The organism is Bifidobacterium breve DSM 20213 = JCM 1192, assembly GCF_001025175.1.
GTDB lineage: Bacteria > Actinomycetota > Actinomycetes > Actinomycetales > Bifidobacteriaceae > Bifidobacterium > Bifidobacterium breve.
This window is the reverse complement of sequence record NZ_AP012324.1, coordinates 1768489-1794846: the sequence shown is the minus strand read 5'-3', so window position 1 is coordinate 1794846 and position 26358 is coordinate 1768489. Positions and strand designations below refer to the sequence as shown.

Genomic DNA, 26358 nt, shown 5'->3' with positions numbered 1-26358 from the left:
GACTGGAGATTTTGCTTCGCTGGGAGGCTGTCAGCGGGGCAAAATCTTGGGTGGCTCGCAGAATTACCTCACTGAAAGTTTGTCAGCGGAGCAAAAGCTTGATTGACTTGTGGTTTTGTTTCATTGAAGGTTCGTCAATAGGGCAAAATATCGATTTACTGGGGGCTTTGCTCTGCTGAAGGACTATAGTGGGTGTATGAACTTAGACAATATCCAGGGGAATGCCGAATTTCAATCTGCGATGAGGCCTGGAGACGCACCTGCTCAGCCGCCGATGATGCCGCAACAGCCACAACCGCAGGCATGGCCGCCGAATCCGACTGCCGCGGTGTCGATTCGTGGCCTATTTAAACGTTTCGACCAGAAGATCGCAGTCAACGGGCTTGCGCTCGACATCCCAATTGGTTCGTTCTATGGGCTTGTAGGCCCGAACGGTGCCGGAAAAACCACCACGCTTAACATGGTGACCGGTCTGTTGGTGCCGGACGCTGGCACCGCCATGATTCTGGGCCACGACGTGTGGAGCGATGTCAACACCGCCAAACGCATGATCGGCGTAATGCCGCAATCCGATCAGATATTCGATCGTCTCACCGGCCTGCAGCTGCTCATCTACTCCGGCATGCTACGCGGCATGAGCCGTGAGGAGACCACTCGCCGCGCGAAAGACCTCCTGAATGCTTTCGATTTGGCCCAGGTCGCCAACACTATGGTCACCGATTATTCGGCCGGCATGACCAAGAAAATCTGCTTGGCCTCCGCGATGATTCACAGCCCACGCATTCTGGTGTTGGATGAGCCGTTCGAGTCCGTGGACCCGGTATCTAGCGCCAACCTCAAAGACATCCTGGTCGAATATGCGCAAACCGGCGGCACGGTTATCATTTCCTCGCATGTGATGACACTGGTCGAGAAGATGTGCACGCATGTGGCTGTGATTAACAACGGCATGGTGTGCGCGGCCGGCACGGTGGACGAGGTTGCCTCCGGCGAAGAGCTTGAAGACCGCTTCCTGCAGTTGGTTGGTGGACGCCATGAAGCGGCACATCTCGCATGGCTCGATGGTGGTCTATCGCATGATGGTCAGCCGGCAGTACAGCCCAATCAGCCGGCAGCGCAGCCTGTTGCGTCCACGCAATCAGCATCGCAACTCGTCCAATCAACCCCGCTTCAGTCCTTCACTCAGGAGACAGTTCAGCCTCATCCTGATATTGTCGGCGGCTCGAGTAGCGCAAGCAATGCGGACAATGCGGACAATGCAGACAACGAGGCCCGGTAATGAGTACCGCAATCACTCTGGTCCGACTGCGTTGGGCGCTCACCCTCGCGGCGCTGCGCAAATCGGTATGGCAGACGGTTGCCTACGTTCTTTCCGCAATATTCGCCGCTGGCACCATTATCGGGACCGGTATACTCGCATGGTTCGTCGGTATGCTCCCGCCTTCCACCATGGACTCGGACGGCTATCCGTTCAACATTCTCGGGCCGGGCGGCATCGTCAACATGGTCGCCGTGCTGGTCGGTGCGACAATCACCGTATTCATCGGTTTGATTCAGCTCATGATGTTGGGCGAAGGGTCCACCATGAGCCCGCGCAAATTCGCACTCTACGGTATTGCAGATCGCAATTTGCAATTCGGCCTGCTGCTTTCTGGCTTATCCGGGCTCCCCGCCATCACAGGTGTGATTTCCTTGATGCTCTGGTCGCTGGCTTACCGTGCCATGGGCCCGGCAGTGGTGATCGCCGAGCTCGTTGCCGCACCGCTCGCCGTCATCACAATGATGAGCATTTCCAAAATGCTGATCGCCTTATCTACCACACTGGTGACCAGCAAACGAGGCAAAAGCACATTCTATATTGTGATTGTTCTCCTGTTCGTGGTGATTTGCCAGCTGCCGAATATTCTGGTTAATTCCGGCATCGCGTTCGGGCTTGATCCATCCGCATGGAGCGCCACCGCGGCGGTCATGGCATGGACCCCGTTCGGCGCGGTATTCCAATTGCCGTTCGATGTGCTGTCCGGTGCATGGTTGCCAGCGCTCGCGCGCATCGCCATATTGGTGGTTGCATGGGTTGTGTGCTTCGCTGTGTGCACATGGTGCCTGCGTCGTGAACGCCTGACGGTTGGAGTCGCTGGGCAGAGCGCAACCGTGAAAGGCGTCGGCGCATTCTCATGGATGCCCGATTCCACGTCCGGCGCGATTTCCGCACGCGTGCTCACCTACTTGAAGCGGGACCCACGTCAGGTCATGATCTTCGCCATGCCGGTGCTGTTCATAATTATCTTTGCCTTCCAGGCGCACGGTATACACGCAATCGTCTGGCAGTCGATGATTTGGTGCGGATGGTTCATGTCCATTGTGGAAAGCAATGGTCTTGCCTACGATGGCCGCGGTTTCACCATGGAGGTCATCGCTGGTGTGCGTGGTTGGGCCGATAGGCTCGGCCGAGTGCGAGTCTATGTCGGCATCATGGTCGTCTACATGGCATTATTGTATGTGGGCTGCGTAGTGATAGTCGGCGTGACTGCTGGGCGCTGGGCTCAGCCGGACGATCTCATCATCGGGTTGTTCTTCCTTGCCGTGGGCCTAGGTGTGGGCTTCAGCAGTCTTGGTGTGGCTGAGATAACCTCCTGTGTGCTCATGTATCCCGTGGCGTCAATGGACAAGCCGTTCTCCTCGCCGCAAGGCCGAGCGATGGCTCAGGGCCTCTTCCCGTTCGTCTATATGCTTGGCAGCATGCTGCTGATGCTGCCCACGGGTATCGCCGCCATCGTGCTGCTCGTCATCCATGCGGGGATCGCCGGCTGGCTGGTGATTATTCCGGTCGCATTAGCCAACGGCATCGGTGTTCTGGCGCTTGGGACATGGCTGGGCGGTAAGCTGTTGGAGGCGCGAATACTGTCGATCGTGAGCACGCTCGATTCATTTGCATCACTACAGAAATAACCGACCCGTGAGATAGGGAGTCTGATGACGTCCACTGCGATGTCACGTCGCCAACGGCGTGGAGCGGCGAATCATAGCGCGCGCCGATCCGTCCGACGCACGATTACCGTAATCATCTCCGTGCTGATAACGATTGCGCTATTCGCGGGCTACTGCATTGCAGATGTGTACGATGTCATGCCTGGTATGCTCACCCTCAAACCGGTCGACGCCCCCACTTTCGCTGACCCCGTTTCGGCCAAGCAAGGAGGCACCATCGCCGGTTCCCTTGACGCTACCAAGACTATCGACGCCGCGGCTGCGGGCGAAGTGATGAACGAGCTGCTGGCGGCTGAAGGCGTGGGCTCTGATGTTTCGGTGGTGGTCGAGGATGCCCGGGGCACTGTCGCCGCCGAGCACGAGTCAGGCACTCCGCGCGAACCCGCATCCACTATGAAGACGCTTACCGCGCTCGCGGCATCATCCACGTTGAACATGGCCGCCACGTTGGACACGCAGGTGTTTCTTACCCAATCTGATACCGGCAGCGACACGGTGACGCTCAAAGGCAATGGCGACATGCTGCTGTCTGCCGGCGATTCCGATGCCGACCATATTAACGGCCGTGCCGGGCTGAACACTCTTGCGCAGGCCACGGCTGCGGCCCTTGCGCAACGCGGCATCACCACGGTGCACGTCAACTACGACGACACATTATTCGGCGATTCCCGCATACCCACGGGCCTGCGCAACGCCGATGGTGGCGTGCTAGGCGAATACACCACGTATTTCACATCGGTATCATCCATGGCCATCGATGGCGGGCGTCAATATTCCGACAGCATGCCCGCGCCCGCCAACCCGGATGCCTCGGCCGGATACCCTGAACTATCGCCGCACACTGCAGCGGACGTCGCCGCGACGTTCTCCGGTCTGCTGCAACAGCACGGCATCACCGTGGAGGCGGAGCCGGCGGCACACGCCGCCCCTCAGGGCGCAAGCCCCATAACTTCGGTAAGCTCCGCAACGTTGTCCGAAATCCTGGCGTTCATGTTGCGTCATTCAGACAATACCTTGGCCGAGGAGTTTGGCAGACTCACCGCACTGGCACGCTCGGAGAACAACAGCCCGGAAGGTGCCACCAAAGCGGTGCGGACAGTGCTTGGCAACCTCAAAATCGACATCAACGGTCTTACTATGGCCGACTGCTCGGGTCTGTCTCCTGGCTCTCAGCTGACCGTGCGCACATTGGCCGCCGTGCAGCAGCGTAACCTGACGGTCGGCGATGGAGCCCCTGCGGCCGAAGGATTATCGGTTGCTGGTCTGGTCGGTTCGGCGCGGAAGCGATACACCAGTGATGATGTCGCCGGCTTGCTTCGCGTCAAAACCGGTAGTTTGGATACGGTCACCTCGATGGCCGGCAATGTGTCCCGTACGCATGGGGGAGCGTTGTCTTTTGCGGTGGTGATTAATAATCCTGCGGATTACTGGGCCGCGAGCAATGCCATCAGCGCATTCATCACTAAGCTGGCCGAGCTGTGATGGCCGAACGGTAACGGTAAGGCGGGTGATGAGGCATGGCATATTCGGCTCGATTGCGTAAGGCGATTGGTGCCGTCCGGCTGGCATTGGAATCGGCCGGATTAGGGATGCAGTCGCCCGAATTTGCCCGGCATGGTGAGCACCAGGCGGCCCCCGACGCGCCTTTGGTGCTGGTCGCCTGCTCGGGTGGGCGTGATTCGATGGCGCTGGCCGCGGTTTGCCGAATTGTCTGCGCTAGTCTTGGTTTGCGGTGCGGTGCGGTGATCGTGGATCATGGTTTGCAGTCAGGCTCCGATCGGGTGGCGACTTTGACCGCTGAACGATGCCGCGATTGTGGCCTTGCCCCGGTTGCTGTTCGTACAGCCAGCGTGCATGTGCAGGGCGAAGGCGTCGAGGCTGCCGCCCGTGAGGCACGGTATGGGGAATTGTGCGGTGCGGCACGCGAGCTGAATGCCGCTGTGGTGTTGCTGGCTCATACATTGGATGACCAGGCGGAAACGGTGCTGATCGGGCTGTTGCGCAGTGGCGGCGTTGATGCGCTGGCCGGTATGCCGCAGGTAATGCACCGCGACGGCATCATGTTTCTCAGACCGCTGATCGGCGTTTCTCGAGCCGAAACCACCGGCATCTGCGAGGATTTGAACATTCATTATTGGGACGATCCCACCAACGGCGATGATGTGGATGGCGAGCTGCCGCGAGACTACCCGCTCCGCTCACGTATCCGGCATGACCTGTTGCCGGCAATCAAGCGGTTCGCCGGTGCCGATGTAACGCAGCATATCGCCAACGGCGCACGATTGGCGAGACTGGACAAGGAGTATCTGGATCAACAGGCGGATAAGACCATGATCGAAGCCCTTGGCAGCACCCTGAAAACGGCGGAATCACAAGGAACCTCCGTTGCCGGCATGACGGACAAGTCGAATGATCTGGAGCGAGAACCCAGCTTGGTCATTGCCGTCAAACCGCTGCAATCGACACATGAGGCAATCCGTCTTCGAGCCATCGCCCATGCGCTCTCCCGGGCTGGTATCAGCGCAAGTTCCGCGCAAATCGAGGCCATCAATCGCCTGGTCGTCGACTGGCATGGTCAGGGGGCGGTCGCACTTCCCAGCGGATATTCAGCAAAGCGCCAGAAACACGTCATTCGCGTGTGCCAAGATAGAGCCCATGCGAATCGCTGACGTTGAGGAAGATATTGACCACGAGCTGGTCAGCAGAGAACAGATCGATGCCAAAATCCATGAGGTCGCCGCGCGGGTAAGTGACGATTATCGTGGCAAGGACCCACTGCTGGTTGCCGTGCTGAAGGGGGCCGTGAACACGCTGGTCGAGTTCAGCCAGGCCATGAGCATCCCTGTGCAGATTGATTTCATGAGTCTGTCCAGTTACGGTTCGGGCACAGTATCCAGTGGTGAGATTACGGTTCGTCAGGATTTGTCCGCAGATGTTCGCGGACGGCACATTGTGATCGTAGAGGATATTGTTGATTCAGGACGCACGCTCGCGTGGCTGGTCGAGGAGCTGAAACGTCGTGGCGCCGCCTCCGTGGAGGTGTTTGCTCTGCTGAGCAAGCCTTCCCGCCGAGAGGTGGACGTGGATGTGAAGTACGCCGGCTATGAGATTCCGGATGAGTTCGTGGTCGGCTTTGGTCTCGATTACGACGAACGCTACCGCAACCTCGACTCGATCGCGGTCCTCAAGCCGTCCGTTTACCAAGGAGTGCAAGCATGAGTTTCCCCCAGGGGCCCGGTTCGGGCAACGGGAATAACCCGAACTCGAACAATAACCGCAACAACGGCAACCCATTCAACAACCCGTTCAACCGCGGCAACGACAACAATGGCCGTAAGAACGGCAATGAGAACAAGCCGGTCTGGCAGTCGCCGTGGTTGTGGGGCGCGGTACTGGTGATTATGGTCGTGCTGATGTTCCAGATGTTTGCTGGCAGCGGCACCAAAACCATCGACACCAAAGACGGCTTTGCGCTGTTGAACCAGGGTAAAGCCACCTACGCCGAAATCACGGATAACAAGCAGGTAGTCCGTCTTGAGCTCAAGAACGACTATTCCAAGAAGGATCCGGACACCGGCAAGGTGACCAACTACGGCAAGAACGTTCAGTTCTACTACACCTTTGCGCAGGGCGCTCAGGTGGCCAAGGCCGTGGAGAACGGTGATTTGTCCAAGGGCTGGACCTCCAACATCGAGCAGACCAGCATGATGAGCTACCTCATCACCTCTATTCTGCCGTTCATCATCGTCTTCGCCTTGTTCTGGTTCCTGATGAGCCGCATGGGCGGTGCCGGTGGCATGCTCGGCATGGGCGGCAAGAAGAACAGCGGCAAGCTGCTCGAAGGTCAGACCCCCACCACCAAGTTCGCCGATGTGGCCGGCGAGGATGAGGCCGTGGCCGAGGTGGAGGAAATCAAGGACTTCCTCAAGGATCCGTCCAAGTACAAGGCATTGGGCGCTCGCATTCCGCGCGGCGTGCTGTTGTATGGCCCTCCTGGAACCGGTAAGACGCTGCTGGCCCGAGCCATCGCAGGCGAGGCCGGCGTGCCGTTCTACTCGATGGCCGGTTCCGACTTCGTCGAGATGTTCGTCGGACTCGGTGCCTCCCGTGTGCGTGACCTGTTTGACGAGGCCAAGAAGAACGCTCCCGCCATTATCTTCATCGACGAAATCGATGCCGTGGGCCGCAAGCGTGGCTCCGGCATGGGTGGTGGCCATGACGAACGTGAGCAGACGCTGAATCAGCTGCTCGTGGAGATGGATGGTTTCGACAACGACACTAACCTCATCATCATCGCCGCGACCAACCGTCCCGACGTGCTTGACCCCGCCCTGCTGCGCCCGGGTCGATTCGACCGTCAGGTAGGCGTGGCCGCACCCGATTTGGAAGGCCGTGAGGCGATCCTGAAGGTGCATGCCAAGGGCAAGCCGTTCGTGCCGGATGTCGACCTGCACATGGTCGCCGTGCGTACCCCGGGCTTCACTGGTGCCGACTTGGCCAATGTGCTCAACGAAGCTGCCCTGCTGTGCGCCCGCGCCGGTGCCCAGCTCATCGACAACCGTGCCATTGACGAGGCCATTGATCGTGTCCAGGCCGGTCCGAAGCGCAAGTCCAAGGGCATGGCCCTGGAAGAGCTGCGCAACACCGCATACCACGAGGGTGGCCATGCTCTGGTGGCCGCCGCCCTGAACAACACCGATCCGGTGACCAAGGTGACGATTCTGCCGCGCGGCCGTGCACTCGGCTACACCGCCGTGATGCCCACTTCCGACCGCTACTCGCAGTCGCGCAACCAGCTGCTCGACCAGATGGCCTACGCTATGGGCGGCCGTACTGCTGAGGAGATCGTGTTCCACGATCCAACCACCGGTGCCTCGAACGATATCGAGAAGGCCACGAACATCGCCCGCACCATGGTGATCGAATACGGGTTCTCCGACAAGCTCGGTGCCATCAAGTGGGGCGACGACGATGACCAGACCACCGTGATGGACGGTCTGCAGCCGCGTAAGTACTCCGATCGCACCGCCGAGGTGATTGATGACGAGGTGTTGAAGCTCGTGGAAACCGCGCATACCGAAGCGTGGACCATCATCAACGAGAACCGCGATATCCTCGACGAACTGGTTCGCCAGCTGCTGGTCAAGGAAACGCTCAACGAGAAGGAGCTCGCGGAGATCTTCGCACCGATCAAGAAGGCTCCGGTCCGTCCGGTGTGGCTGTCCAACGAACACCGCCCCGACTCCGATAAGCCTCCGGTGGAGATTCCCGACAGTCTCAAGCGTTCAGTCGGTATGAAGACGGAAGAGTGATTCGATGACTGTTCGGCCCGATCCGGCATATGGTTTCGTCCGTATGCCAGATCGGGCCGACGTCGTTGTAAAGCCGGTATCAAGGGAGAGATGAAGATGAACGAATATATAGAATCTTGCCCCCGCTGGCGGGGGCTGGCGGCGCAGCCGACTGGGGGTGGTTCTGGGTCCGAAAGTCGCCAGCGGGAGGAATCTTCATACGACGAAGAAGGCGTGCGTCAGGCAGTACGCCTGTTCCTGAAGTCGATCGGTGAGGATCCCGAGCGCGAGGGACTGGTGGAGACACCCGACCGCATCGCCCGTGCCTGCCGTGAGCTGTTCGCCGGCCTGCAGGCCTCGCCGGCCGATGTGCTGGAGAAGCATTTCGACGTCGATACCGACGAACTGGTGCTGGTCAAGGACATCGAACTGTATTCGGTATGCGAACACCATTTGCTCCCGTTCCATGGAGTGGCTCACGTCGGCTATATTCCGGCCAAAGACGGAGTGATGGGTCTGAGCAAGCTTGCCCGATTGGTCGAGGTGTATGCTCGCCGCCCGCAAGTGCAGGAGCGATTGACCCAGCAGATCGCCGATGCGCTGGTGGAATATGCGGGCGCACGCGGCGTGATTGTGGTGACTGAATGCGAGCACCTGTGCATGTCGATGCGTGGCATCAAGAAGTCCTCCGCCCGTACAGTGACCTCCGCGGTGCGTGGCCTGCTGCGCAACCCCGCCACCCGAGCCGAGGCCATGAGCCTGATTCTGGATAAATAGTGGAGGAGACAAGCTCCTTCTGATGAGGGAGCTGGCAGCCGTAAGGCTGACTGAGGGAGAGACCTCATCAATAAATTGGCCGCCTGCTGGCGGGGGCTGGCGGCACAGCCGACTGGGAGTGGTAAACCACAGCCCGACCACCCTCAGTCAGCCTATGGCTGGGCAGCCCCCACCAGCAGGAGCAGAAAGGAACACAATGACTGGTTTGCAAGCATTGCACGACGCATCGCACACCATGGTGATGGGCGTGCTCAATATCACCGAGGACTCGCTCTCGGACGGCGGCCTGTGGTTGGACCCGGCCAAGGCCGCACAACATGGTCGCGATATGATGGCCGCCGGCGCCGACATCATCGACATCGGCGCCGAATCCACGCGTCCCGGTGCCAAGCGAGTGTCTGAGGAGGATGAACTGGCCCGCATCACCGGTGCCGTCAACGCGCTGATTCCGGCCGGTGCGGTGCTGTCCATCGACACCACCCGCGCGTCCGTGGCCGCAGCGGCTCTGGATGGGGGAGCGCAGATCATCAATGACGTCTCCGGAGGTACGCTGGACGCGAATCTGCCTCATGTGATTGCCGACCATGACTGCCTGTATATCGTGCAGCACTGGCGTGGCTGGCTTGCCGGATCCAAGGGGGCGAACCCCGATCAGGACACTTCCGTATACGAGCATGGTGTGCTGACCGACGTCCATGACGAACTCATGCGCCAGGTTGACGGTGTACTGGCCGCTGGAGTCAAGCCGGAACGCATCATCATTGATCCGGGTCTGGGCTTTTCCAAGCCCAGCATTGAGCACAACCTGCCGCTGCTGACGGGCCTCGAGACCTTCCGCGGCACCGGATACCCGGTACTGATTGGTCAATCGCGCAAACGCTTTATTTCGGCGATGCTCACCGAGGCCGGTGCAGTCGGCGAGGACGGGCCGACCATGGCCCAGCGCGACGATGTGACTGCTGCGCTGTCGGCTCTCAGCGCCGAACATGGCGCATGGGCCGTACGTGTGCATGACGTGGCCAAGAGCCATGCCGCCGTCATAGCCGGCAACATCTGGCGCCAGTATCTCTCGTAGAAAGCAGCATTATGGATACCATCACACTTACCGGCGTGCATGCCAATGGCACCCACGGCGTGCTCGCCTTTGAACATGAGCGGCCGCAGACGTTCGTCGTGGATGCCACGCTGCATCTTAATCTGACGAGGGCCGGCCAATCCGATGATCTCAACGACACCATCGACTATGGCCGTGTGGCCAAAGATATCGTCGCCGTCATCGAGGGGCCTCATGTGGGCCTTATCGAACGGCTCGCTCAGCTCATCGCCGATCGTATTCTTGCCGATGCACCGGCTGTGATGCAGATTGACGTCACCGTGCATAAGCCGCATGCGCCGATCGTCGTGGCGTTCGATGATGTGTCCGTCTCCATTACTCGGGTGCGTGATGGGGCTTGCGGCGATGCGGAACAAGCTTTGTCGGAGCAGCTGCATGAACCGGCTTCGTCGGTGGTTTCCCCCGTCATCCCTTCCATGCATAGCGCAGTGGTGGCGCTGGGTGGCAACGTGAGTGAGGTGGAATCCACGCTACGGGCCGCAGTGCGGGAGATCGACGCACTGCCCGGCACGCAGGTGACCGGTATTTCTCCGCTGTACCGTACTGCCGCATGGGGTATGGCCGATGGCACGCCGGACTTCCTGAATGCCGTAGTGGAGCTGGAGACTGAGATGGGCAGCCATGAGCTGCTTGCCGCATTGCAAGGCATTGAGGCGGATCATGGCCGTATCCGCGAGAACCATTGGGACTCCAGGCCTTTGGATCTTGACATCATCGATTATGACGGCATTACCAGCGCCGATCCCGATTTGGCGTTGCCTCACCCGCGTGCATGGCAGCGTGCTTTTGTGCTGGCTCCATGGGCCGCGCTCAATCCCAATGCCAAGCTGGCAGGTGCGCACGGCGGACCGGTGGCCAGTTTGTTGGCGGTCGCTCCAGACCGCAATGCCGTGCAGCTGGAAAGCGAAGATTGGATGCTGAGCAGCCACGCGGGCAAGAAGGAATCTGCCCCTGCTGGTTGGGGGTTGTCGGCCGGCGCACAAGAAGACCACCCTCAGTCTCGCTTCGCAAGCCAGTTCCCGCCGGCGGGAACGGATGAGAAACCCGTCTCGCGCAAGGCGATTGTTTCGTTGGATTCGGCATCGCATGATGCGGAAAAGATATTCCGCGAAACCATCGTCTCGCTTGACAGTGTGCCCGGCAATCAGGTGCAGGGCATTTCCCCGCTGTACCACGTCAGTCATTTTGATGGTCCGGACGCCATGAGCGCGGTGGTGCAACTCGAAACCAAACTGCCTGCGGCAGACCTGATTGCCGTGTTGGGCAGTATCGAGGCCGCTCATGATTTGGCGGTCGATCTTGATTTGGTTGATATGGAAGGCGTGACCTCCGACGAGCCGAATTGCAGTGTTCCTTGGCCTTCTGCGCACAGCCACGCATCGGTGTTAGCCCCTTGGCTAGACATGGATCCTGATGCCATGCTGGGAGGCGATCCTGTGTCCTTCCTGCTGGCTATGGCGCCGGATGCCGGTCAGGTCGGACTGCTGTCTGACAACTGGGTGATGCCGCAGCAGTGATGCGAGACGCGTCCTCTGATGCAATCATGCTGCGAGCGTGAATCAGGTTCAACCGGTAGGGTGGACGTGGAGTACAAGATAAGGAGGCCGGACGTGAAAACACGACGAACGCCATGGTGGCAGTATGTGATCGGTACCGGACTTGGCCTGTTGGCCGGCACCGGTCTGGCTTCCTACGGCGAAAGTTCAGGGTTGTCGCTGATTGGTGCGCCATGGATTGTGACCGGGTTGCTGGCCGTGCTGGGCATCATCGTGCTGGTAATGGCCTTGCAGGTGCATAAATACGCCAATACCGATCCCAAGAAGCGCCCGCACAGCTTCATCAACCCCACCATCGCCGTGTATACATTGGTACTGGCCAAGGCGTTGGGTCTGGCAGGTGCGGGGCTTGCCGGTTGGTACGGCGGCCAAATCCTGATGAGCATCGGTCATATCGAGGCGGAGTATTATTCCCAGGCCATCACCGAATGCGCGATTGCTGCCGCTGTGTGCATCGCCGATATGATTATCGGCATACTGGGCGAATGGCTGTGCCAATTACCGCCGAACGAGGGGCCGGAGAATCCCAAAATGAAAGAGACCAAGCGTCGCCGTGATATGGCTCAGGCATACCGGCAATAAGCCCTTTATCCGTGCAACGGTCCTCCTTCCGCTTCTAGAAAGAGGACCGTTGCAATAATAGTCAGACGAGACTCGTCTACTTCTGCGGCACGCGGACCATGGCTTCCTGCGCGATGGCCGCCACCAGTTCGCCGGATCGCGCATACACCTTGGCAATGCCCAGGCCGCGGCCGTGTGCGGCAATCGGGGTGTCCTGCACATACAGGTGCCATTCGTTGATGTCGATATCGCGATACCACCACATCGAGTGGTCGATGGAAGCGTACGAGATGCCCGGTGTGGAAATCGACAGCCCGGCTCGGCGCAGCACCGGTTCCATCATTACCTGATCGCATCCGAGTGCCAGCATCGCGCGGTGCATGACCTGCGACACATCGACATGGCCGTCGGCCTTCATCCACACCATCTGCTTGCCGGAATCATGCTCAGCGGAATCCTTATCGGCTCGCAGCATCACGGTGGGTGTCACGTGGCGAATATCAAATGGCGACTTTTCGGCGTAGTAATTGGCGAACGGCGACTTTTCGGCGAACGGTTGCATAAGCTCCTTGGCGGAGGTCAGCATTTCAGGATCAGGCAGGTCTTCAGGCATCGGATCGGCGAACTCCACGCCTTCCTGATCGGTTTCCTGGAAGGAGGCGATAGCAGTCAAAATCGATCCTTCGGCTTGGGTGACATTGACACGGCGAGCCGAGAACGAGCGGCCGTCGCGCAGGTTCTCCACGTCGAACAGCAGATCCTGACGAATATCGCCGGCGGCGATGAAATAGCCATGCACCGAGTGTGGCAGACGCGATGCGTTGACGGTTTTGGATGCGGCGACCACCGACTGGGCGATGACCTGGCCGCCGTAAACGCGGCCGGTGGGGAAGTACATGCTTTCGCCGTTGATATAGGTGTGATTGCGGTAAGCGGAAGGCTCACCCAACTTCAACACTTTCACCAGATGATCCAGCGGAGTGACGGCGGTCGCCTGAGCCATAGTGTTCCTCGATTCCTGTTCGATATTCGGTTTTTATTATTCCAACGTATGGTTGGCAGTCTATCCGGCGAGGGTTAAGAGTTTCAGGAGCGAAATGTAACGAGCCTGTTTGGAAGGTAAACGGCCGGTTATGCACAGCTATAGGAAAACCGCCCCTTTCAGGACGGTTTTCGATGAATACAGGCAATATGCCTTGTTCTCAGGTTAGCTGTGGGCTTAGCCGCGCACGAGCTTCTTGTGCAGACGGTGCGGACGGGCCGCGTCCTCGCCGAGGCGAGCCACCTTGTTCTCCTGGTAGGCCTGGAAGTTACCTTCGAACCAGTACCACTTGGCCGGGTTGTCGTCATCGCCCTCCCACGCGAGGATGTGCGTGGCAACGCGGTCGAGGAACCAACGGTCGTGGGAGATCACCACGGCGCAGCCCGGGAATTCGAGCAGTGCGTTTTCGAGGGATTCCAAAGTCTCGACGTCCAAATCGTTGGTGGGCTCGTCGAGCAGCAGCAGGTTGCCACCCTGCTTCAGGGTCAGGGCCAGGTTCAGACGGTTGCGCTCACCACCGGAGAGCACGCCGGTCAGCTTCTGCTGGTCGGCGCCCTTGAACCCGAAGCTGGCCACGTAGGCGCGGGTCGGCACTTCCACGCCGGCCACTTCGATGAAGTCGAGGCCTCCGGACACCGCCTCCCACAGGTTCTTGTTCGGATCCAGGCCTTCGCGGTTCTGATCCACGTAGCTGATCTTGACGGTATCGCCGATCTTCAGTTCACCGCTGGTGAGCGGCTCGAGCCCCACGATGGTCTTGAACAGCGTGGACTTACCCACGCCGTTCGGGCCGATCACGCCGACGATGCCGTTGCGCGGCAGCGTGAAGGACAGGTCGTCGATGAGCACGCGCTCGCCGAAGGCCTTGTGAATATGCTTGGCTTCCAGCACGGTGGAGCCCAGACGCGGACCGGCCGGGATCTGGATCTCGGAGAAGTCGAGCTTCTTGTTGTTGCGTGCCTCATTCTCCATCTGGTCGTAGCGTTCCAGACGTGCCTTGTTCTTGGCCTGACGGGCCTTGGGGGAGGAGCGCACCCAGTCGAGCTCGTTCTTCAGGCGCTTGGCCAGCTTGGCATCCTTGGCGCCCTGAATCTCAAGACGCTTGGCCTTGGTCTCGAGGTACGTGGAGTAGTTACCCTTGTACGGGTACAGGTGGCCGCGGTCGACCTCGCAGATCCACTCGGCCACGTTGTCCATGAAGTAACGATCGTGGGTGACGGCAATGACGGCACCCTTGTACTGGTGCAGGAACTGCTCCAGCCACAGGATGGATTCGGCATCCAGGTGGTTGGTGGGCTCGTCGAGCAGCAGCAGGTCTGGAGCCTCGAGCAGCAGCTTGCACAGAGCCACACGGCGGCGCTCGCCACCGGAGCACACGTTCACTGGGGTATCCGGGTCCGGGCACTGCAGAGCGTCCATCGCCTGCTCGAGCTGGGAGTCGAGATCCCAACCGTCGGCGGCGTCGATTTCGGTCTGCAGCTTGCCCATCTCTTCCATTAGCGCGTCAAAGTCGGCGTCCGGGTTAGCCATTTCCTCGCCGATAGCGTTGAAGCGGGCGACCTTCTCGGCGATTGGGCCGAATGCCATCTTGATGTTCTCGCCCACGGTCTTGGTGTCATCCAGCGGCGGCTCCTGCTGTAGGATGCCGACTGTGAAGCCCGGGGTCAGCGTGGCCTCACCGTTGCTCACGGTCTCGAGGCCGGCCATGATCTTGAGCAGGGTGGACTTACCCATACCGTTCGGGCCCACGACGCCGATCTTCGCGCCGGGCAGGAAGCTCAGGGTCACGTCATCGAGGATCACTCGGTCGCCGTAGGATTTACGGGCCTTGATCATCTGAAACACAAATTCAGCCATATAAGTGTCTTATCCTGTCTTATCGTTGCAATTTCAACGTTTTGCCGGGCTTGGATTCCGTGATGACACACTGTGGAACGACGCGGCCGGTTTCGAGGGTTTCCGAACGACCCGTTTGATGCCGCCCGTCCCTGGATTTCCGTGTCATCGCGGCGCCTCGGTCCCAAGCAAAAGCACCTTGTGGATTATCCCATATCCCGTCTACACGATGCAATGGGGTTCTGGCGGGCGGGAATTAGCGATTCGGTCATCAGGAGGAGACGTGGAAGGTGGCGGCGATGCCGTCATTGCCGACGCCGGTAAATGGGCGCTGGGCATGCCCTGTTTCCTGAGCGAGAGCCCGGCCCTGTATCGTCTGGCGATTTGTCGATCGTTGCGATTCCGGCGTTCTGCCGGGCTTTCATTTCGAAATGACGCATCTGGAATAGTGCGGCCGTCTTTGGTGCTCCTCTCTTCAGTGATCCGCCGAGGTTACGCCCATGGCTGAACGCCCGGAATGTCCCGCGAAATCCGGTGAGACGGTCTAGGCCGCGGATGTACCGTGAATGGCGCATAGGCGTGTCGGTCGCCGCAATCATGGCAATGAGAGGAAACCCCGTTATGGATCATGCATCCCGATCTCAGCATCAGACTCAGGCCGATGCGTCTTCGATCTCTTCAACGAATCCGACGGCCTCGTCGCCACTGCCTACCCAGACGCCGCCGTGGGGCGCGCTGTGGGTGATGGCCCTGGGATTGGCCATGATCGTGCTCGACAGCTCGATCGTCAACGTCTCCATTCCCACCATCATCGCCGACATCGGCATTAACCTGACCGACGCCCAGTGGGTCACCTCGCTCTACAACATCGTGCTTGCCGCGTTGTTGCTGCCTTTCGGCAAGTTGGGCGACGCCAGGGGGCGCAAACTGGTGTTTCAAGTCGGTACAGTGATCTTCGTGGCGAGTTCGACGCTCGCCGCCGCCTCGCAGGGTGCGGGGATGCTGCTTGCCGCCCGTGTGCTGCAGGGCATCGGAGGCGCGATGATCATGCCGAACACCCTGTCCACGGTGTCCGCCCTGTTCCGCGGCAGATACCGTGCCGCGGCGTTCGGCGTCTGGGGTGCGGTGATGAGTTCGGCCGCCGCCCTCGGCCCGCTGCTCGGTGGCGTGTTCACCGAGACTCTGGGATGGCGTTGGATTTTCCTAGTGAACTTGCCGCTGGGTATCGCGGTCTTTGTGTCGGCCATCTTCCTGGTACCGCAGACCGGTGGGGACGCCTCGGTCGCCGGCGCCGCGGATGCCGCACGGGATGCCCGATCCCATCGTGTCGGTGTGGATATTCCGGGCGTGGTGCTGTCTGCCCTGACCTCGGCCCTGCTGGTGTTCGGTCTTATTGAAGGCGAGACCTACGGCTGGTGGAAGCAGACCTCAACGCAGTTGAAGCTGGGCGGGTTGAGCTGGAATCGAGACTGGTTGTCGCCGGTGCCGATCTGCCTGATCGCCGGTGCGCTTCTGCTGGCTGCCTTCATCGTCTTCGAGTCGGCGCGGGGCAAAGCCGGTTGGCCGGTCATGCTGGACATGACCCTGTTTCGCATCAGGACGTTCTCGTGGGGCAATCTGGCGGCTGCGGCCATCGCCGCCGGCGAATTCGCGCTGGTGTTCATGCTGCCGCTGTACCTCATCAACGCCCGTGGGCTCAACACGCTGCAGGCCGGTGCGATGCTGGCCGTGATGGGTCTGGGGTCCATCGTCGCAGGTGCGCAGGCCCATGTCATGGCCGCCAAGCTCACCCCGGCCGGCGTGATTCAACTCGGTCTTGTGATCGAGATCATCGCCGTCGCCCTGGTCGCGGTCCTTATGCCTGTGGGATTGTCGGTGTGGTGGCAGCTTATTCCCATGGCCGCATACGGTCTGGGTCTGGGCTTCGCCTCCGCGCAGCTGACCAGCGTGGTGCTCTCCGAAGTGCCGATCATGCAGTCCGGCGAAGGGTCGGCCACCCAGTCCACGGTTCGACAGCTCGGCACCGCCGTCGGTTCGGCCATCTCCGGCGCGTCGTTGGCCATGGCCGTCAACGGAACATTGCCGGCGCGGCTCGAATCCCTCGGGCTGCCCGCCAAGGTCGGCGACGGTCTGGCCCAGGCGGTCAGCGGTTCGGCGGGTGGAGTGATCGGCGTGTTCCGCAGCGGTGATGGACCGGCGGCCCGGTTCGGCGACGAGGCGCCGAAGATTGCCGATGCGATGACTTCAGGGTTCATCGAAGGAGGTCAGTGGACGCTTCTGGTCGCCGGCATCATGCTGTTCATCGGTTTACTGGCCTCGGTGGCCGTGCGTCGTGCCGCGTCGTCGCACAACGTGCGTTGACGCATGACGGCTACTGTCTTATGGGGAGTGCGGTCGTGCGCGGTCGAACGATATGGTCCGCATACCGTCCACCGCACCTGTGGTCGGTTTGCCGGTGGAAGGAACGACGTATCAGACGGCGTGTCATGATTCGATGATGCTGTAGCATATCCTTTTGTGCCTCATCGAGGCACGCACGGCCCCGTAGCTCAGTTGGTTAGAGCGCCGCCCTGTCACGGCGGAGGTCACCGGTTCAAGTCCGGCCGGGGTCGCCACCAAACTCCCGATGCATGTCGGGAGTTTTTTGTTTCCTGCCGTTCTTCGATGCCGTCCGCAAGGACGGTGAAAGTGAATGCATCCGATTCGACACGCCGTCCGCACCGATGCCGGCGTTAAGGGAGGCGCCCGTTTGCAACGGGTGAAATGCATGAGGAAGCGCATCGGCGGAATGTTTGCGACGCATGACGAACCACGGAAAATCCGCGGTGGGAGGTCATGGCGGCTCACTACTATTTTCGCTATCTCGTACGTTACGAAAGTCTTCAAGGAGTAAGCCATGACCACGCTCGCCATCGATATCGGCGGAACCAAGATCGCCGCTGCCGTCTGCGATGCAAACGACAGCATCATCCAGCGTTGGCGCGTCCCCACGCCGATGGACGCCGACGCCATCAACAAGCACATCGCCGAGATCTACCGCGAAGCCGTCGCCGCCGGCCACGCCGATATCGAGGCCATCGGCATCTCCGCGGCCGGTAATGTGAGCGCGGATCGCAAGACGCTCACCTTCTCCGCCAACATTCCGGCCTGGATCAATTACAATCTGTCTGAGCACGTCGGTGCGTTGATCGACCATGCCGTTCCGGTCGTCGTCGAGAACGATGCCAACTGCGCCGGCTGGGGCGAATTCGTGCACGGTGCCGGTCGGGGCAGCTCCAATATGGTCGCGCTGACCGTGGGCACCGGCCTCGGCGGCGCCATCGTGCTCAACGGACAGCTCTACCGTGGCTCCTTCGGCATGGCCGCCGAGCTCGGCCACCTGCCGATGGTCCCGGACGGCGACCACTGCGGCTGCGGCCTGCGCGGCTGCGCTGAGCGCTACACCTCGGGCACCTCACTGGAGAACTTCGCCAAGTCTGCCGTGCGCCGTCGCCCGCAGGATGCCAAGCGCCTCATGGAGCTGTGCGGCGGCGACATCGCCAAGCTGGAAGGCCCGATGGTCTCCCAGGCAGCTCAGGAAGGCGACGTACTCGGCCTGTACGCATTCGGCAAGATCGGTGAATGGCTCGGCCGCACGATGGCCGCCGTTTCCGCCGTGCTCGACCCGGACCTGTTCGTGATCGGCGGCGGCGTGGTGGCCGTCGGCGACATCCTGCTGGAGCCGGCCCGCTACAACTACCAGCGCTTCCTGGAAGGCAGCGCCTACCGCGCTCACGCCAAGATTGTCGCCGCCACCGCCGGCCAGGACGCCGGCCTCATCGGTGCCGCCAATCTGGCTCTTCGCTGACGCAGCCGACCGCAAGGCGTCCGGTCTTGCGGTGACCCAGATGGCGGTGCGTAGATAACGCGCACGACGCAGATAGCAACGCGTAAACAATCGCGAACAGTACAGTGCGGTGATTCTCGTTATGGGAATCACCGCACTGTTGTTTTTCTCCCGAAAATGGCGAAACCCAACGTGAGTGAATGGGTCGTTGGGTTTGCCTAGAGGTCACATACCCTTACTAAAGGTAATGACTATTGGTAACTAAATGGAGGTTGGGTCAGCGATGAGCGAATCCCAGACCGAAACCAAGTCCGCGACTGAGTCCGCGACCAAGTCCAAGCCCGGCCAGCTGCCGGTGGATGACGTACGCAGTCTTATAGACGCCTGCTGGAAGGCCAAGACCATCACCGAACTGATGCCGGCATTGCCGAAAGGCATGAAACCGCGCTATGTCCACGTGATCGACGCCGTCTGGCATATCAACGAACCGAATGGGCAAGATACCGGCACCGCGCGCGTGGGCGACGTCAGCGCATTCCTCGGCGTCACTACGCCGAGCATCACCAAACTCCTCGGCGAATTGGCGGAACTCGGGCTGGTCGTCAAGCACGCCGACTCCACCGACCGCCGCGCGGTGACGCTTACGCTCGCCGAACGCGGCTTAGATATCCGCCGCATCTATGTGGAGGAATATCACGCGCGTTTGAGCCAACTGCTGGGTGGGTTGACCTCGGACCAGTGCGAAACCACGGTACGCACCTTGACCGAAGCCTTGCGACTCATGCAGCAGGACGCCAACAACCGGTAACAATCGGAAAACAATCGGTACAACCGGCGGCCAGCCCATCGGCAACACCGAAAACGAACGAATGGAGGGGAGGGCAAATCTTATGAACGATGCAGCAACACAGTCAGCAACGCCAGCAACAACGCGACCAACAACACAGTCAGCAACGCAGCCAACGACACTGCTGTGGCCAGCGCGCTGATTTCTGGATTTTCGGCCGCCGCCGTGAACAATGGGGCGGATGCCGCCGACTCCTATTTCACCGCTTTCCCGCAAAGCATGATGGTGTTCACCGGCATGGCGGTGCTTGGCGTGATTCTCGCCGCACTCATGTTCCGCTTCTCCACTCGCCGTCCGCCGGAATTGCGGGAAGTCAAATAGTTCGCCTGCCGCGTATCGGTTGGCTTTATGATGGAATCGATATTCCATCACAGGAGAAGCAGGAGGACTATCATGCTTGAGCCACCAGTCACTCCGATTCGCAAGGCCAACGACGGCCTTGAGCTGCCCGCCACCGGATTCGGCACCTATAAGGTTAACGGCCTGACCGGTGTGGACGCCATCAAGTCTGCCATTCATCAGGGCTACCGACTCATCGATTCCGCCTTCAACTATGAGAACGAAGGCGTGGTGGGCCGCGCTATCCGCGAATCCGGTGTGCCGCGTGAAGACATCATCGTCACTTCCAAGCTGCCTGGCCGCCACCACGCCCATGACGAGGCGCTGCTCACCATCGAGGAGAGCGTGTGCCGCATGGGACTCGACTACATCGACCTCTACCTGATTCACTGGCCGAACCCGAGCCAAGGTCAGTTCGTCGAGGCATGGGAGGCGCTGGTCGAAGCCCGTGAACGTGGGCTGGTCAAGCATATCGGCGTTAGCAACTTCCTGCCCGGTCACATTGATTTGCTTATTCGCGATACGGGCGTGACCCCTGCCGTCAACCAGGTCGAGCTGCATCCGTACTTCCAGCAGCACGAACAGCTGGCCTACGACAACGCGCATGGCATCATCACTGAGGCGTGGAGCCCGCTGGGCCGTGCCAACCAGATGCTGCGCGATCCGGACTTGAAGCGTATCGCCGCCAAGCATGGTATCTCCGTTGTCAAGACCATCCTACGTTGGCATCTGCAGTACGGCGACGTGGCGATTCCGAAGTCCCTCAACCCGGAGCGTCAGCGCCAGAACCTCGATCTGACCGCCTTTGAGCTGGATGAGCAGGACATGGCCGACATCGCCGCGATGGATAATCCCGAAGGCTACACCTTCGGCCAGAATCCCCACTGGCACGAAGAGGCCTGATGCAACGCCCCATTATGACATCGCGCTCGTTCCTGCGCACGCCGTCCGAACCAGCCGAGCCTAGCGACGAGGCAGCCATGCAGGACCTCGTGGACACGTTGGAGGCCAACCGTTCGCGCTGCGTGGGAATGGCCGCCAATATGATCGGCGTGGGCAAGCGCATCATAGCCTTCGTGGACGAGGACCTTGGCGGTCGCGTCACAGTGATGCTCAATCCCGTAATCACCGCTTCGGATGGTGCCTTCGACACCCAGGAAGGATGCCTGTCTTTGGCCGGCGAACGACGCACGCTGCGTTACCGTCGTATCGAGGTCGATTACGAAGACCGTCGTTTCCGAGCGCGTCACGCCACGTTCACTGGATGGACCGCGCAGATCATCCAACATGAGGTCGACCACTGCAACGGCATTATCATCTAGCTATCTGACTGAATCCGGCTGACGGATTCGTTGCAACCGGTGGCCGGTCGTCCTCATCATGGCGGCAGACCACTTGTCGTATTGGCAGGCGTCGTTCGAAGCGGCAGGGTGTTTGGCAAGGGTCGGATACGCCTCGATCGCCGACTGTGGATGACACGCCGTAGAGCCTGTGGATGGTGGATAACCTCGTGCATGAGGTGCGTCGAACCGGCGGTTATCCACCTATCGATGGCATGGTTATGCACAATCGGCATCCCTTGGAATCATTGGATTTCCACATATCCACAAGTTTGTTTCAACGGGTTGCGGCGGGTCGCCGGCTTCCGTACAGTGTGTCTCACGGCGGGCGATGCGGCCTGCCGTCCACACTTGACCGGAAGGACCGACCATGACCGAAGCCACTGCCGCCGTTGAAGATTCCGGAGCACCGGCAATCCTGGATACCAAGGATGTCGTTGATATGTTCAAGCAATGCAATCTTGCCGTGTATGCCGAGGCGCGGCGTGAGTTTTACCGTGAAGTCAGTTTGAACCCATTCAAGCCACATCCCGAGGGTCTGCTCCGGATGATCGAGTGGCAGTTTTGGGATTGGTTTTCCTTTGATTGCTCGATCAGCGACATCGGTCTGACCGGAGATGAAAGCTCGGATATGCGCGTCGAGCTGGTGCATAACAAAGATAACGGCATCTCACCGTTCCGGGCTATGGCGGAATACGTGTACGCCGTCGACCCGCAGGTCGGGGAACGGAAGCTGCAGGATTTCCGGGATATTGATGACACCAATTTCGCCTCGATGTTTTGGATCAAGGATGCCAATGCGGTGAAGGGGATAATGACGGTCGAAGATCTCATTAATGGTGGTATTTATGATGTAGCAAGCCCGCAAGCTGCAGAATATGACGGCGCACGCGGCGGCCTGATCGTCAACCGCATTGCCCGTGTGCGAGGCAGGTGGCAGGGTTGCGCGATTCCGATCTATGAGGCTCACCGGCCAGATGATCCCAAGACGGGCGAGGCCATAGCGCGAAGTTTTCGCCACAGTGGATACCGGCCCGACTTTCCCGGTTTGGTCAGATTCTTCTACGGCCGGGCCAAGGATACCGGGCTGGATTGGGAGGAGGCGGTTGCCGCCAAGAAGACCGGCATGCTGAATCAGCTGATTGAGCAGGCGCGCGATTGATGGGGCTTTCGCGAGGCTGCCGTCCTGAGTTGTAGTCTCTGTTTTTTTTTGGGGGGGGGGGCTTGGGCCGTCGGTGTGTGCTGGCGGCCCTGGAGCATGTTTTCAGCGCTTCTGACCGGGATGAAGACCGCGGTCTCGGATGAAGAAGGGTGCCACCAGACAGATGATGCACACGATGGCCACCATGCGGAAAATGCGGAAGTCAAGCATTGGCTGTTCCAGCCGCATCTGGCGCCAGATGAACAGTGTCAGGGCGATTACGCCAATGGCTAGAGATACCAGCACGTCCATGCTGCCCCAGCCGTTTCCGCCGGCAGTGGAGAGGCCGAAGAGCACACCGCCGAAACCGAAGGTCGAAAGTACCACGGACAGCACGTCGATATGCGGGTGGGTCGGCTCGCCCACGTTGTGCACCGTGAAGCAGGCGGCCGCGATCACGCCGCCGGCGATTGCCACCAGCAGCGCGAACATCCAACGCCAGCTCAGCCATTCGACCAGCAGACCGGAGATGGTGGGGCCCAGTGCCGGAGCAAAGGCGATGACCATGCCCATCGCATACAGGAATAGCTGACGTGTGGTGAAGGTCTCGATGAGGAATGCGGTGACCGGAATCATGATGCCGTTGGTGAGCATGAATCCGGTGGTCAGCCATTGCACGGTGCTGCTGGGCACGTTGAACTCGCGCATCAGGGTGGGCGGCGCGTACAACATCATACGGGAGTGGTCGTTTGTTATCCGTTCCTGCGACCGGGGTCGTGCTACACTTTGGCAAGTTGACTACTCTGCAATCGCAGTACGTCATCGTGGGGCCGTAGCTCAGTCGGTTAGAGCATGCGACTCATAATCGCCCGGTCCAGGGTTCAAGCCCCTGCGGCCCCACTCTTTTCCGACAGCGCAACGTATTCCCCGTCCATATAGGCGCGTACAATCCGTAAGGTTCCGGTTCACGTCTGCCATAGGGGCATGACGACCCGGGTCCCCCGAATCCATAGGAGACGCAAAATGCAGCAGGGTATCCATCCTGATTACCACCCCGTTGAGGTGACGTGCTCGTGCGGCAACACCTTCGTGACCCGCACTGCTGGCAAGGAAGATCACATGTTCGTTGACGTGTGCTCTCAGTGCCACCCGTTCTACACCGGCAAGCAGAAGATTCTCGATACCGGTGGCCGCGTTGCTCGCTTCGAGAAGCGCTACGGCAAGAAGAGCAAGTAGCATACTTCGCGCCAGTCCTATTCGGCCCGGCATGCTTCGGCATGCCCGCCCGAGGACTGGCGTTTTTGTATTCTTTTGACCTGATTACAACACAACCAGAAAGCGTGTCATGGCAGACGAACAGTTCCCCGCGGCGGCGACCGCACTTGAGGAGTACCAGTCCATCGAAGAGCAGATGGCGAGCCCCGAAGTCGTGTCCAATCCGGACAAGCTGCGCAAACTAGGCCGTCGTCATGCCGAGCTAGGTGCCATTGTGGGAGCCTACAAAGCTTGGTTGCAATTGAAGGATGACTTGGAAGCCGCTCAGGAGATGGCCGGCGAGGATGCCGACTTCGCCGAGGAAGCTAAGCGTCTCGAATCCGAACTGCCGGGCGCGGAAGAAAAGCTGCGCACCGCGCTTATTCCGCGTGATCCGGATGATGCGCGAGACACCATTATGGAAATCAAGGCCGGCACCGGCGGCGAGGAAGCTGCACTGTTTGCCGGTGATTTGCTGCGTATGTACACCCGCTACGCCGAGAAGCGCGGCTGGAGCGTGAACATTCAGTCCGAGAACACCACCGAGCTCGGCGGCGTCAAGGACGTGCAGATTGCCATCCGGGCCAAGGGCACGCCTGCTCCCGAAGACGGCGTGTGGGCTTCGATGAAATACGAGGGCGGCGTGCACCGCGTGCAGCGCATTCCTGTCACCGAATCACAGGGGCGCATCCAGACTTCTGCGGCCGGTGTGATTGTTTTCCCCGAAGCCGACGAGGACGATGACGAAATTGAGATTGATCCGAAAGACCTGAAGATTGATATCTTCATGAGCTCCGGTCCTGGCGGACAGTCCGTGAACACCACGTATTCCGCCGTGCGCATGACCCACCTGCCTACCGGCATCACGGTGAACATGCAGGACGAGAAGTCGCAGATTCAGAACCGTGCCTCCGCCCTGCGCGTGCTGAAGTCCCGACTACTGGCCATGAAGCACGAGCAGGAGGCCGCTGAGGCGGCTGATATGCGCCACTCGCAGGTACGCTCGTTGGATCGCTCCGAGCGTATCCGTACCTACAACTTCCCGGAGAACCGCATCGTCGATCATCGTACGAATTACAAGGCATACAACCTGGATGCCGTGCTTGACGGCGACCTGCAGGCCGTAATCGACTCCGACATCCAAGCCGACGAAGCCGACCGTCTGGCCAATCAGAAGTGATAGTAGCGTGAGCGGGTTTGGCCGGTAGATACAATGCTCGACACACTCTAGGCCGTTCGGTCAAGCCTACGGTCGAGCATCGCATTTACCGGCCAAACCCTTACATTATGTGATAATTAAGGCACCGGAAGATAGGGATGTGATGGCTGCTGCCGATGTGATTCGTGATGCCGCCGTGCAATTGCGTGAGGCGGGCATTGAGACGCCTGAGCATGATGCCAAACTGCTCCTTGCCGAGGCGGCAGGTGTTGAGTTGCGCGATGTCGACAAAGCTCTGTTGATGGGGGAGGAGCTTGGCACAGCCGAACAGCTTGCCCGCTTCCAATCCATGCTTGCCCGCCGTGCCAAGCGTGAGCCGTTGCAGTACATCACCGGTCATGCGCCGTTCCGCTATCTCGACCTGAAGGTCGGCCCTGGCGTGTTCATTCCGCGTCCGGAAACCGAAACCGTGGTGCAGGTCGGTCTTGACTGGCTGACAAGAAACGGCATGATCCATCCTCGTGTGGTCGATCTGTGCGCCGGCTCCGGCGCGATTGGGCTGTCCGTTGTCAGCGAGGTGCCCGGCAGCCAGGTGTGGGCGGTGGAGCTGTCGCCGAACACCGCCGAATGGACGCGAAGGAATCTGTCGGAAACCGCGAAAAAGTACCCATCCATTGCCTCGAATTACCATCTGGAAATCGCGGATGCCACGTCCTTCGCCACATTGGCCCAATTGGACGGCACCGTCGATATCGTCATCACCAATCCTCCCTACGTGCCGCAGACCGATATTCCCGAGCAGCCGGAAGTGCGTGATTGGGATCCGGAATTGGCTTTGTATGGCGGCTCGATGGACGGTACGTTGATTCCCGAGCGCATTATCGAGCGGGCCTGCCGTCTTCTCAAGCCTGGGGGCGCGCTTGTCATGGAACATGACGTGACCCAGGGGGATCGTCTCGTGGCCTTTGCCAGGGCCACCGGATTCGCTGCCGCATCGACCGGCCAGGACTGGACGGGTCGTGACCGCTACCTGTTTGCAGTTTCCTAAGCCTCACGAATCCCACATTTCCTTGGGCTTGCATTCTCGTTTCCGTAATTGCGCTGTCTCATAATAAGAACAATTTATTGCGGGTTCAAAGCGGGTCTGGTTATAACAGTCCGCGACAAACATCGAATGAGAGAGACGTAGATGACGGTCACAAGCCGTGTGATGCAGTTCTGTGGTATGTGAATTATGCGAACGGAACGTCTCACGCGCATATCCCGCGCGTTGATTGACTGATGAAC

The 26358-nt window shown here is 59.9% G+C and carries 23 protein-coding genes and 2 tRNA genes; 22 read left to right on the top strand and 3 right to left on the bottom strand.

The features are described from left to right. Positions 1 to 241 precede the first annotated feature (241 nt). The 10 genes from BBBR_RS07825 (at position 242) to BBBR_RS07780 (ending at position 12308) form a co-directional block, all read left to right on the top strand. Positions 242 to 1279 carry an ABC transporter ATP-binding protein gene (locus BBBR_RS07825; RefSeq protein WP_225851403.1) on the top strand — a complete coding sequence of 346 codons (1038 nt, stop codon included), beginning with the start codon at positions 242 to 244 and terminating at the stop codon, positions 1277 to 1279. Then, on the top strand, positions 1279 to 2949 hold the full coding sequence (locus BBBR_RS07820; protein WP_003830039.1) for a hypothetical protein: 1671 nt from the start codon (positions 1279 to 1281) through the stop codon (positions 2947 to 2949). Before BBBR_RS07825 ends, BBBR_RS07820 begins: the two co-directional genes overlap by 1 nt. A gap of 24 nt (positions 2950 to 2973) precedes the next feature. Then, on the top strand, positions 2974 to 4470 hold the full coding sequence (locus tag BBBR_RS07815; protein WP_032738311.1) for a D-alanyl-D-alanine carboxypeptidase/D-alanyl-D-alanine-endopeptidase: 1497 nt from the start codon (positions 2974 to 2976) through the stop codon (positions 4468 to 4470). Between the two features lie 35 nt (positions 4471 to 4505). Beyond that, positions 4506 to 5657: a tRNA lysidine(34) synthetase TilS gene (tilS, locus tag BBBR_RS07810; RefSeq protein WP_003830046.1), complete on the top strand. Its 1152-nt coding sequence runs from the start codon at positions 4506 to 4508 to the stop codon at positions 5655 to 5657. Next, positions 5644 to 6207 carry a hypoxanthine phosphoribosyltransferase gene (gene hpt / locus BBBR_RS07805; RefSeq protein WP_003830048.1) on the top strand — a complete coding sequence of 188 codons (564 nt, stop codon included), beginning with the start codon at positions 5644 to 5646 and terminating at the stop codon, positions 6205 to 6207. The genes tilS and hpt overlap by 14 nt, the downstream gene beginning before the upstream one ends. Next, on the top strand, positions 6204 to 8300 hold the full coding sequence (gene ftsH, locus BBBR_RS07800; protein WP_003830049.1) for an ATP-dependent zinc metalloprotease FtsH: 2097 nt from the start codon (positions 6204 to 6206) through the stop codon (positions 8298 to 8300). Before hpt ends, ftsH begins: the two co-directional genes overlap by 4 nt. 96 nt (positions 8301 to 8396) lie before the next feature. After that, positions 8397 to 9056: a GTP cyclohydrolase I FolE gene (gene folE, locus BBBR_RS07795; protein WP_014484165.1), complete on the top strand. Its 660-nt coding sequence runs from the start codon at positions 8397 to 8399 to the stop codon at positions 9054 to 9056. Between the two features lie 196 nt (positions 9057 to 9252). Beyond that, complete coding sequence (gene folP / locus BBBR_RS07790; protein WP_003830054.1) at positions 9253 to 10131, top strand: dihydropteroate synthase; 879 nt, start codon at positions 9253 to 9255, stop codon at positions 10129 to 10131. Positions 10132 to 10142: 11 nt separating this feature from the next. Then, positions 10143 to 11687: a 2-amino-4-hydroxy-6-hydroxymethyldihydropteridine diphosphokinase gene (gene folK / locus BBBR_RS07785; RefSeq protein WP_003830057.1), complete on the top strand. Its 1545-nt coding sequence runs from the start codon at positions 10143 to 10145 to the stop codon at positions 11685 to 11687. Between the two features lie 93 nt (positions 11688 to 11780). Then, a complete protein-coding gene (locus BBBR_RS07780; RefSeq protein ID WP_014484163.1) occupies positions 11781 to 12308 on the top strand; it encodes a DUF3180 domain-containing protein in 528 nt (175 codons plus the stop codon). 76 nt (positions 12309 to 12384) lie between these two features. Here the strand turns inward: BBBR_RS07780 and BBBR_RS07775 are convergent, their stop codons facing one another. Beyond that, positions 12385 to 13290, bottom strand: coding sequence for an acyl-CoA thioesterase (locus tag BBBR_RS07775; RefSeq protein ID WP_003830060.1), 906 nt, complete (start codon positions 13288 to 13290; stop codon positions 12385 to 12387). Between the two features lie 216 nt (positions 13291 to 13506). Further along, the gene (gene ettA, locus BBBR_RS07770; RefSeq protein ID WP_003830062.1) at positions 13507 to 15186 is read right to left on the bottom strand and encodes an energy-dependent translational throttle protein EttA; all 1680 of its coding nucleotides are present in this window, start codon (positions 15184 to 15186) and stop codon (positions 13507 to 13509) included. A gap of 534 nt (positions 15187 to 15720) precedes the next feature. Between ettA and BBBR_RS07765 the strand changes: the two genes are divergently transcribed. From BBBR_RS07765 to BBBR_RS07725, 8 genes are all read left to right on the top strand, one after another. Next, positions 15721 to 17526, top strand: a complete 1806-nt coding sequence (locus tag BBBR_RS07765; RefSeq protein ID WP_003830067.1) for an MFS transporter — start codon at positions 15721 to 15723, stop codon at positions 17524 to 17526. Positions 17527 to 17703: 177 nt separating this feature from the next. Beyond that, positions 17704 to 17780 (top strand) — tRNA-Asp (locus BBBR_RS07760). A 281-nt stretch (positions 17781 to 18061) separates the two neighbouring features. Then, the gene (locus BBBR_RS07750; RefSeq protein ID WP_003830071.1) at positions 18062 to 19012 is read left to right on the top strand and encodes an ROK family glucokinase; all 951 of its coding nucleotides are present in this window, start codon (positions 18062 to 18064) and stop codon (positions 19010 to 19012) included. Between the two features lie 244 nt (positions 19013 to 19256). Then, on the top strand, positions 19257 to 19799 hold the full coding sequence (locus BBBR_RS07745; protein WP_003830074.1) for a MarR family winged helix-turn-helix transcriptional regulator: 543 nt from the start codon (positions 19257 to 19259) through the stop codon (positions 19797 to 19799). A 165-nt stretch (positions 19800 to 19964) separates the two neighbouring features. Further along, positions 19965 to 20159: a hypothetical protein gene (locus tag BBBR_RS07740; protein WP_003830075.1), complete on the top strand. Its 195-nt coding sequence runs from the start codon at positions 19965 to 19967 to the stop codon at positions 20157 to 20159. 72 nt (positions 20160 to 20231) lie between these two features. Continuing rightward, positions 20232 to 21080 (top strand): aldo/keto reductase, encoded by an 849-nt coding sequence (locus tag BBBR_RS07735; protein WP_015439109.1) that lies wholly within the window; start codon positions 20232 to 20234, stop codon positions 21078 to 21080. Further along, positions 21080 to 21499: a peptide deformylase gene (locus tag BBBR_RS07730; protein WP_003830078.1), complete on the top strand. Its 420-nt coding sequence runs from the start codon at positions 21080 to 21082 to the stop codon at positions 21497 to 21499. Before BBBR_RS07735 ends, BBBR_RS07730 begins: the two co-directional genes overlap by 1 nt. 388 nt (positions 21500 to 21887) lie before the next feature. Continuing rightward, complete coding sequence (locus BBBR_RS07725; protein ID WP_003830084.1) at positions 21888 to 22679, top strand: hypothetical protein; 792 nt, start codon at positions 21888 to 21890, stop codon at positions 22677 to 22679. 102 nt (positions 22680 to 22781) lie between these two features. Here the strand turns inward: BBBR_RS07725 and BBBR_RS07720 are convergent, their stop codons facing one another. Further along, positions 22782 to 23393, bottom strand: a complete 612-nt coding sequence (locus BBBR_RS07720) for an efflux MFS transporter permease (RefSeq protein ID WP_003830086.1) — start codon at positions 23391 to 23393, stop codon at positions 22782 to 22784. Positions 23394 to 23484: 91 nt separating this feature from the next. Between BBBR_RS07720 and BBBR_RS07715 the strand changes: the two genes are divergently transcribed. The 4 genes from BBBR_RS07715 (at position 23485) to prmC (ending at position 26119) form a co-directional block, all read left to right on the top strand. Beyond that, a tRNA-Ile gene (locus tag BBBR_RS07715) sits at positions 23485 to 23558 on the top strand. Positions 23559 to 23681: 123 nt separating this feature from the next. Beyond that, on the top strand, positions 23682 to 23894 hold the full coding sequence (rpmE, locus tag BBBR_RS07710) for a 50S ribosomal protein L31 (RefSeq protein ID WP_003830110.1): 213 nt from the start codon (positions 23682 to 23684) through the stop codon (positions 23892 to 23894). A 109-nt stretch (positions 23895 to 24003) separates the two neighbouring features. Further along, entirely contained in the window at positions 24004 to 25092 is a 1089-nt protein-coding gene (gene prfA / locus BBBR_RS07705; RefSeq protein ID WP_003830112.1) for a peptide chain release factor 1, read from the top strand. A 142-nt stretch (positions 25093 to 25234) separates the two neighbouring features. Further along, entirely contained in the window at positions 25235 to 26119 is an 885-nt protein-coding gene (prmC, locus tag BBBR_RS07700) for a peptide chain release factor N(5)-glutamine methyltransferase (RefSeq protein WP_015439107.1), read from the top strand. Positions 26120 to 26358: the final 239 nt, after the last annotated feature.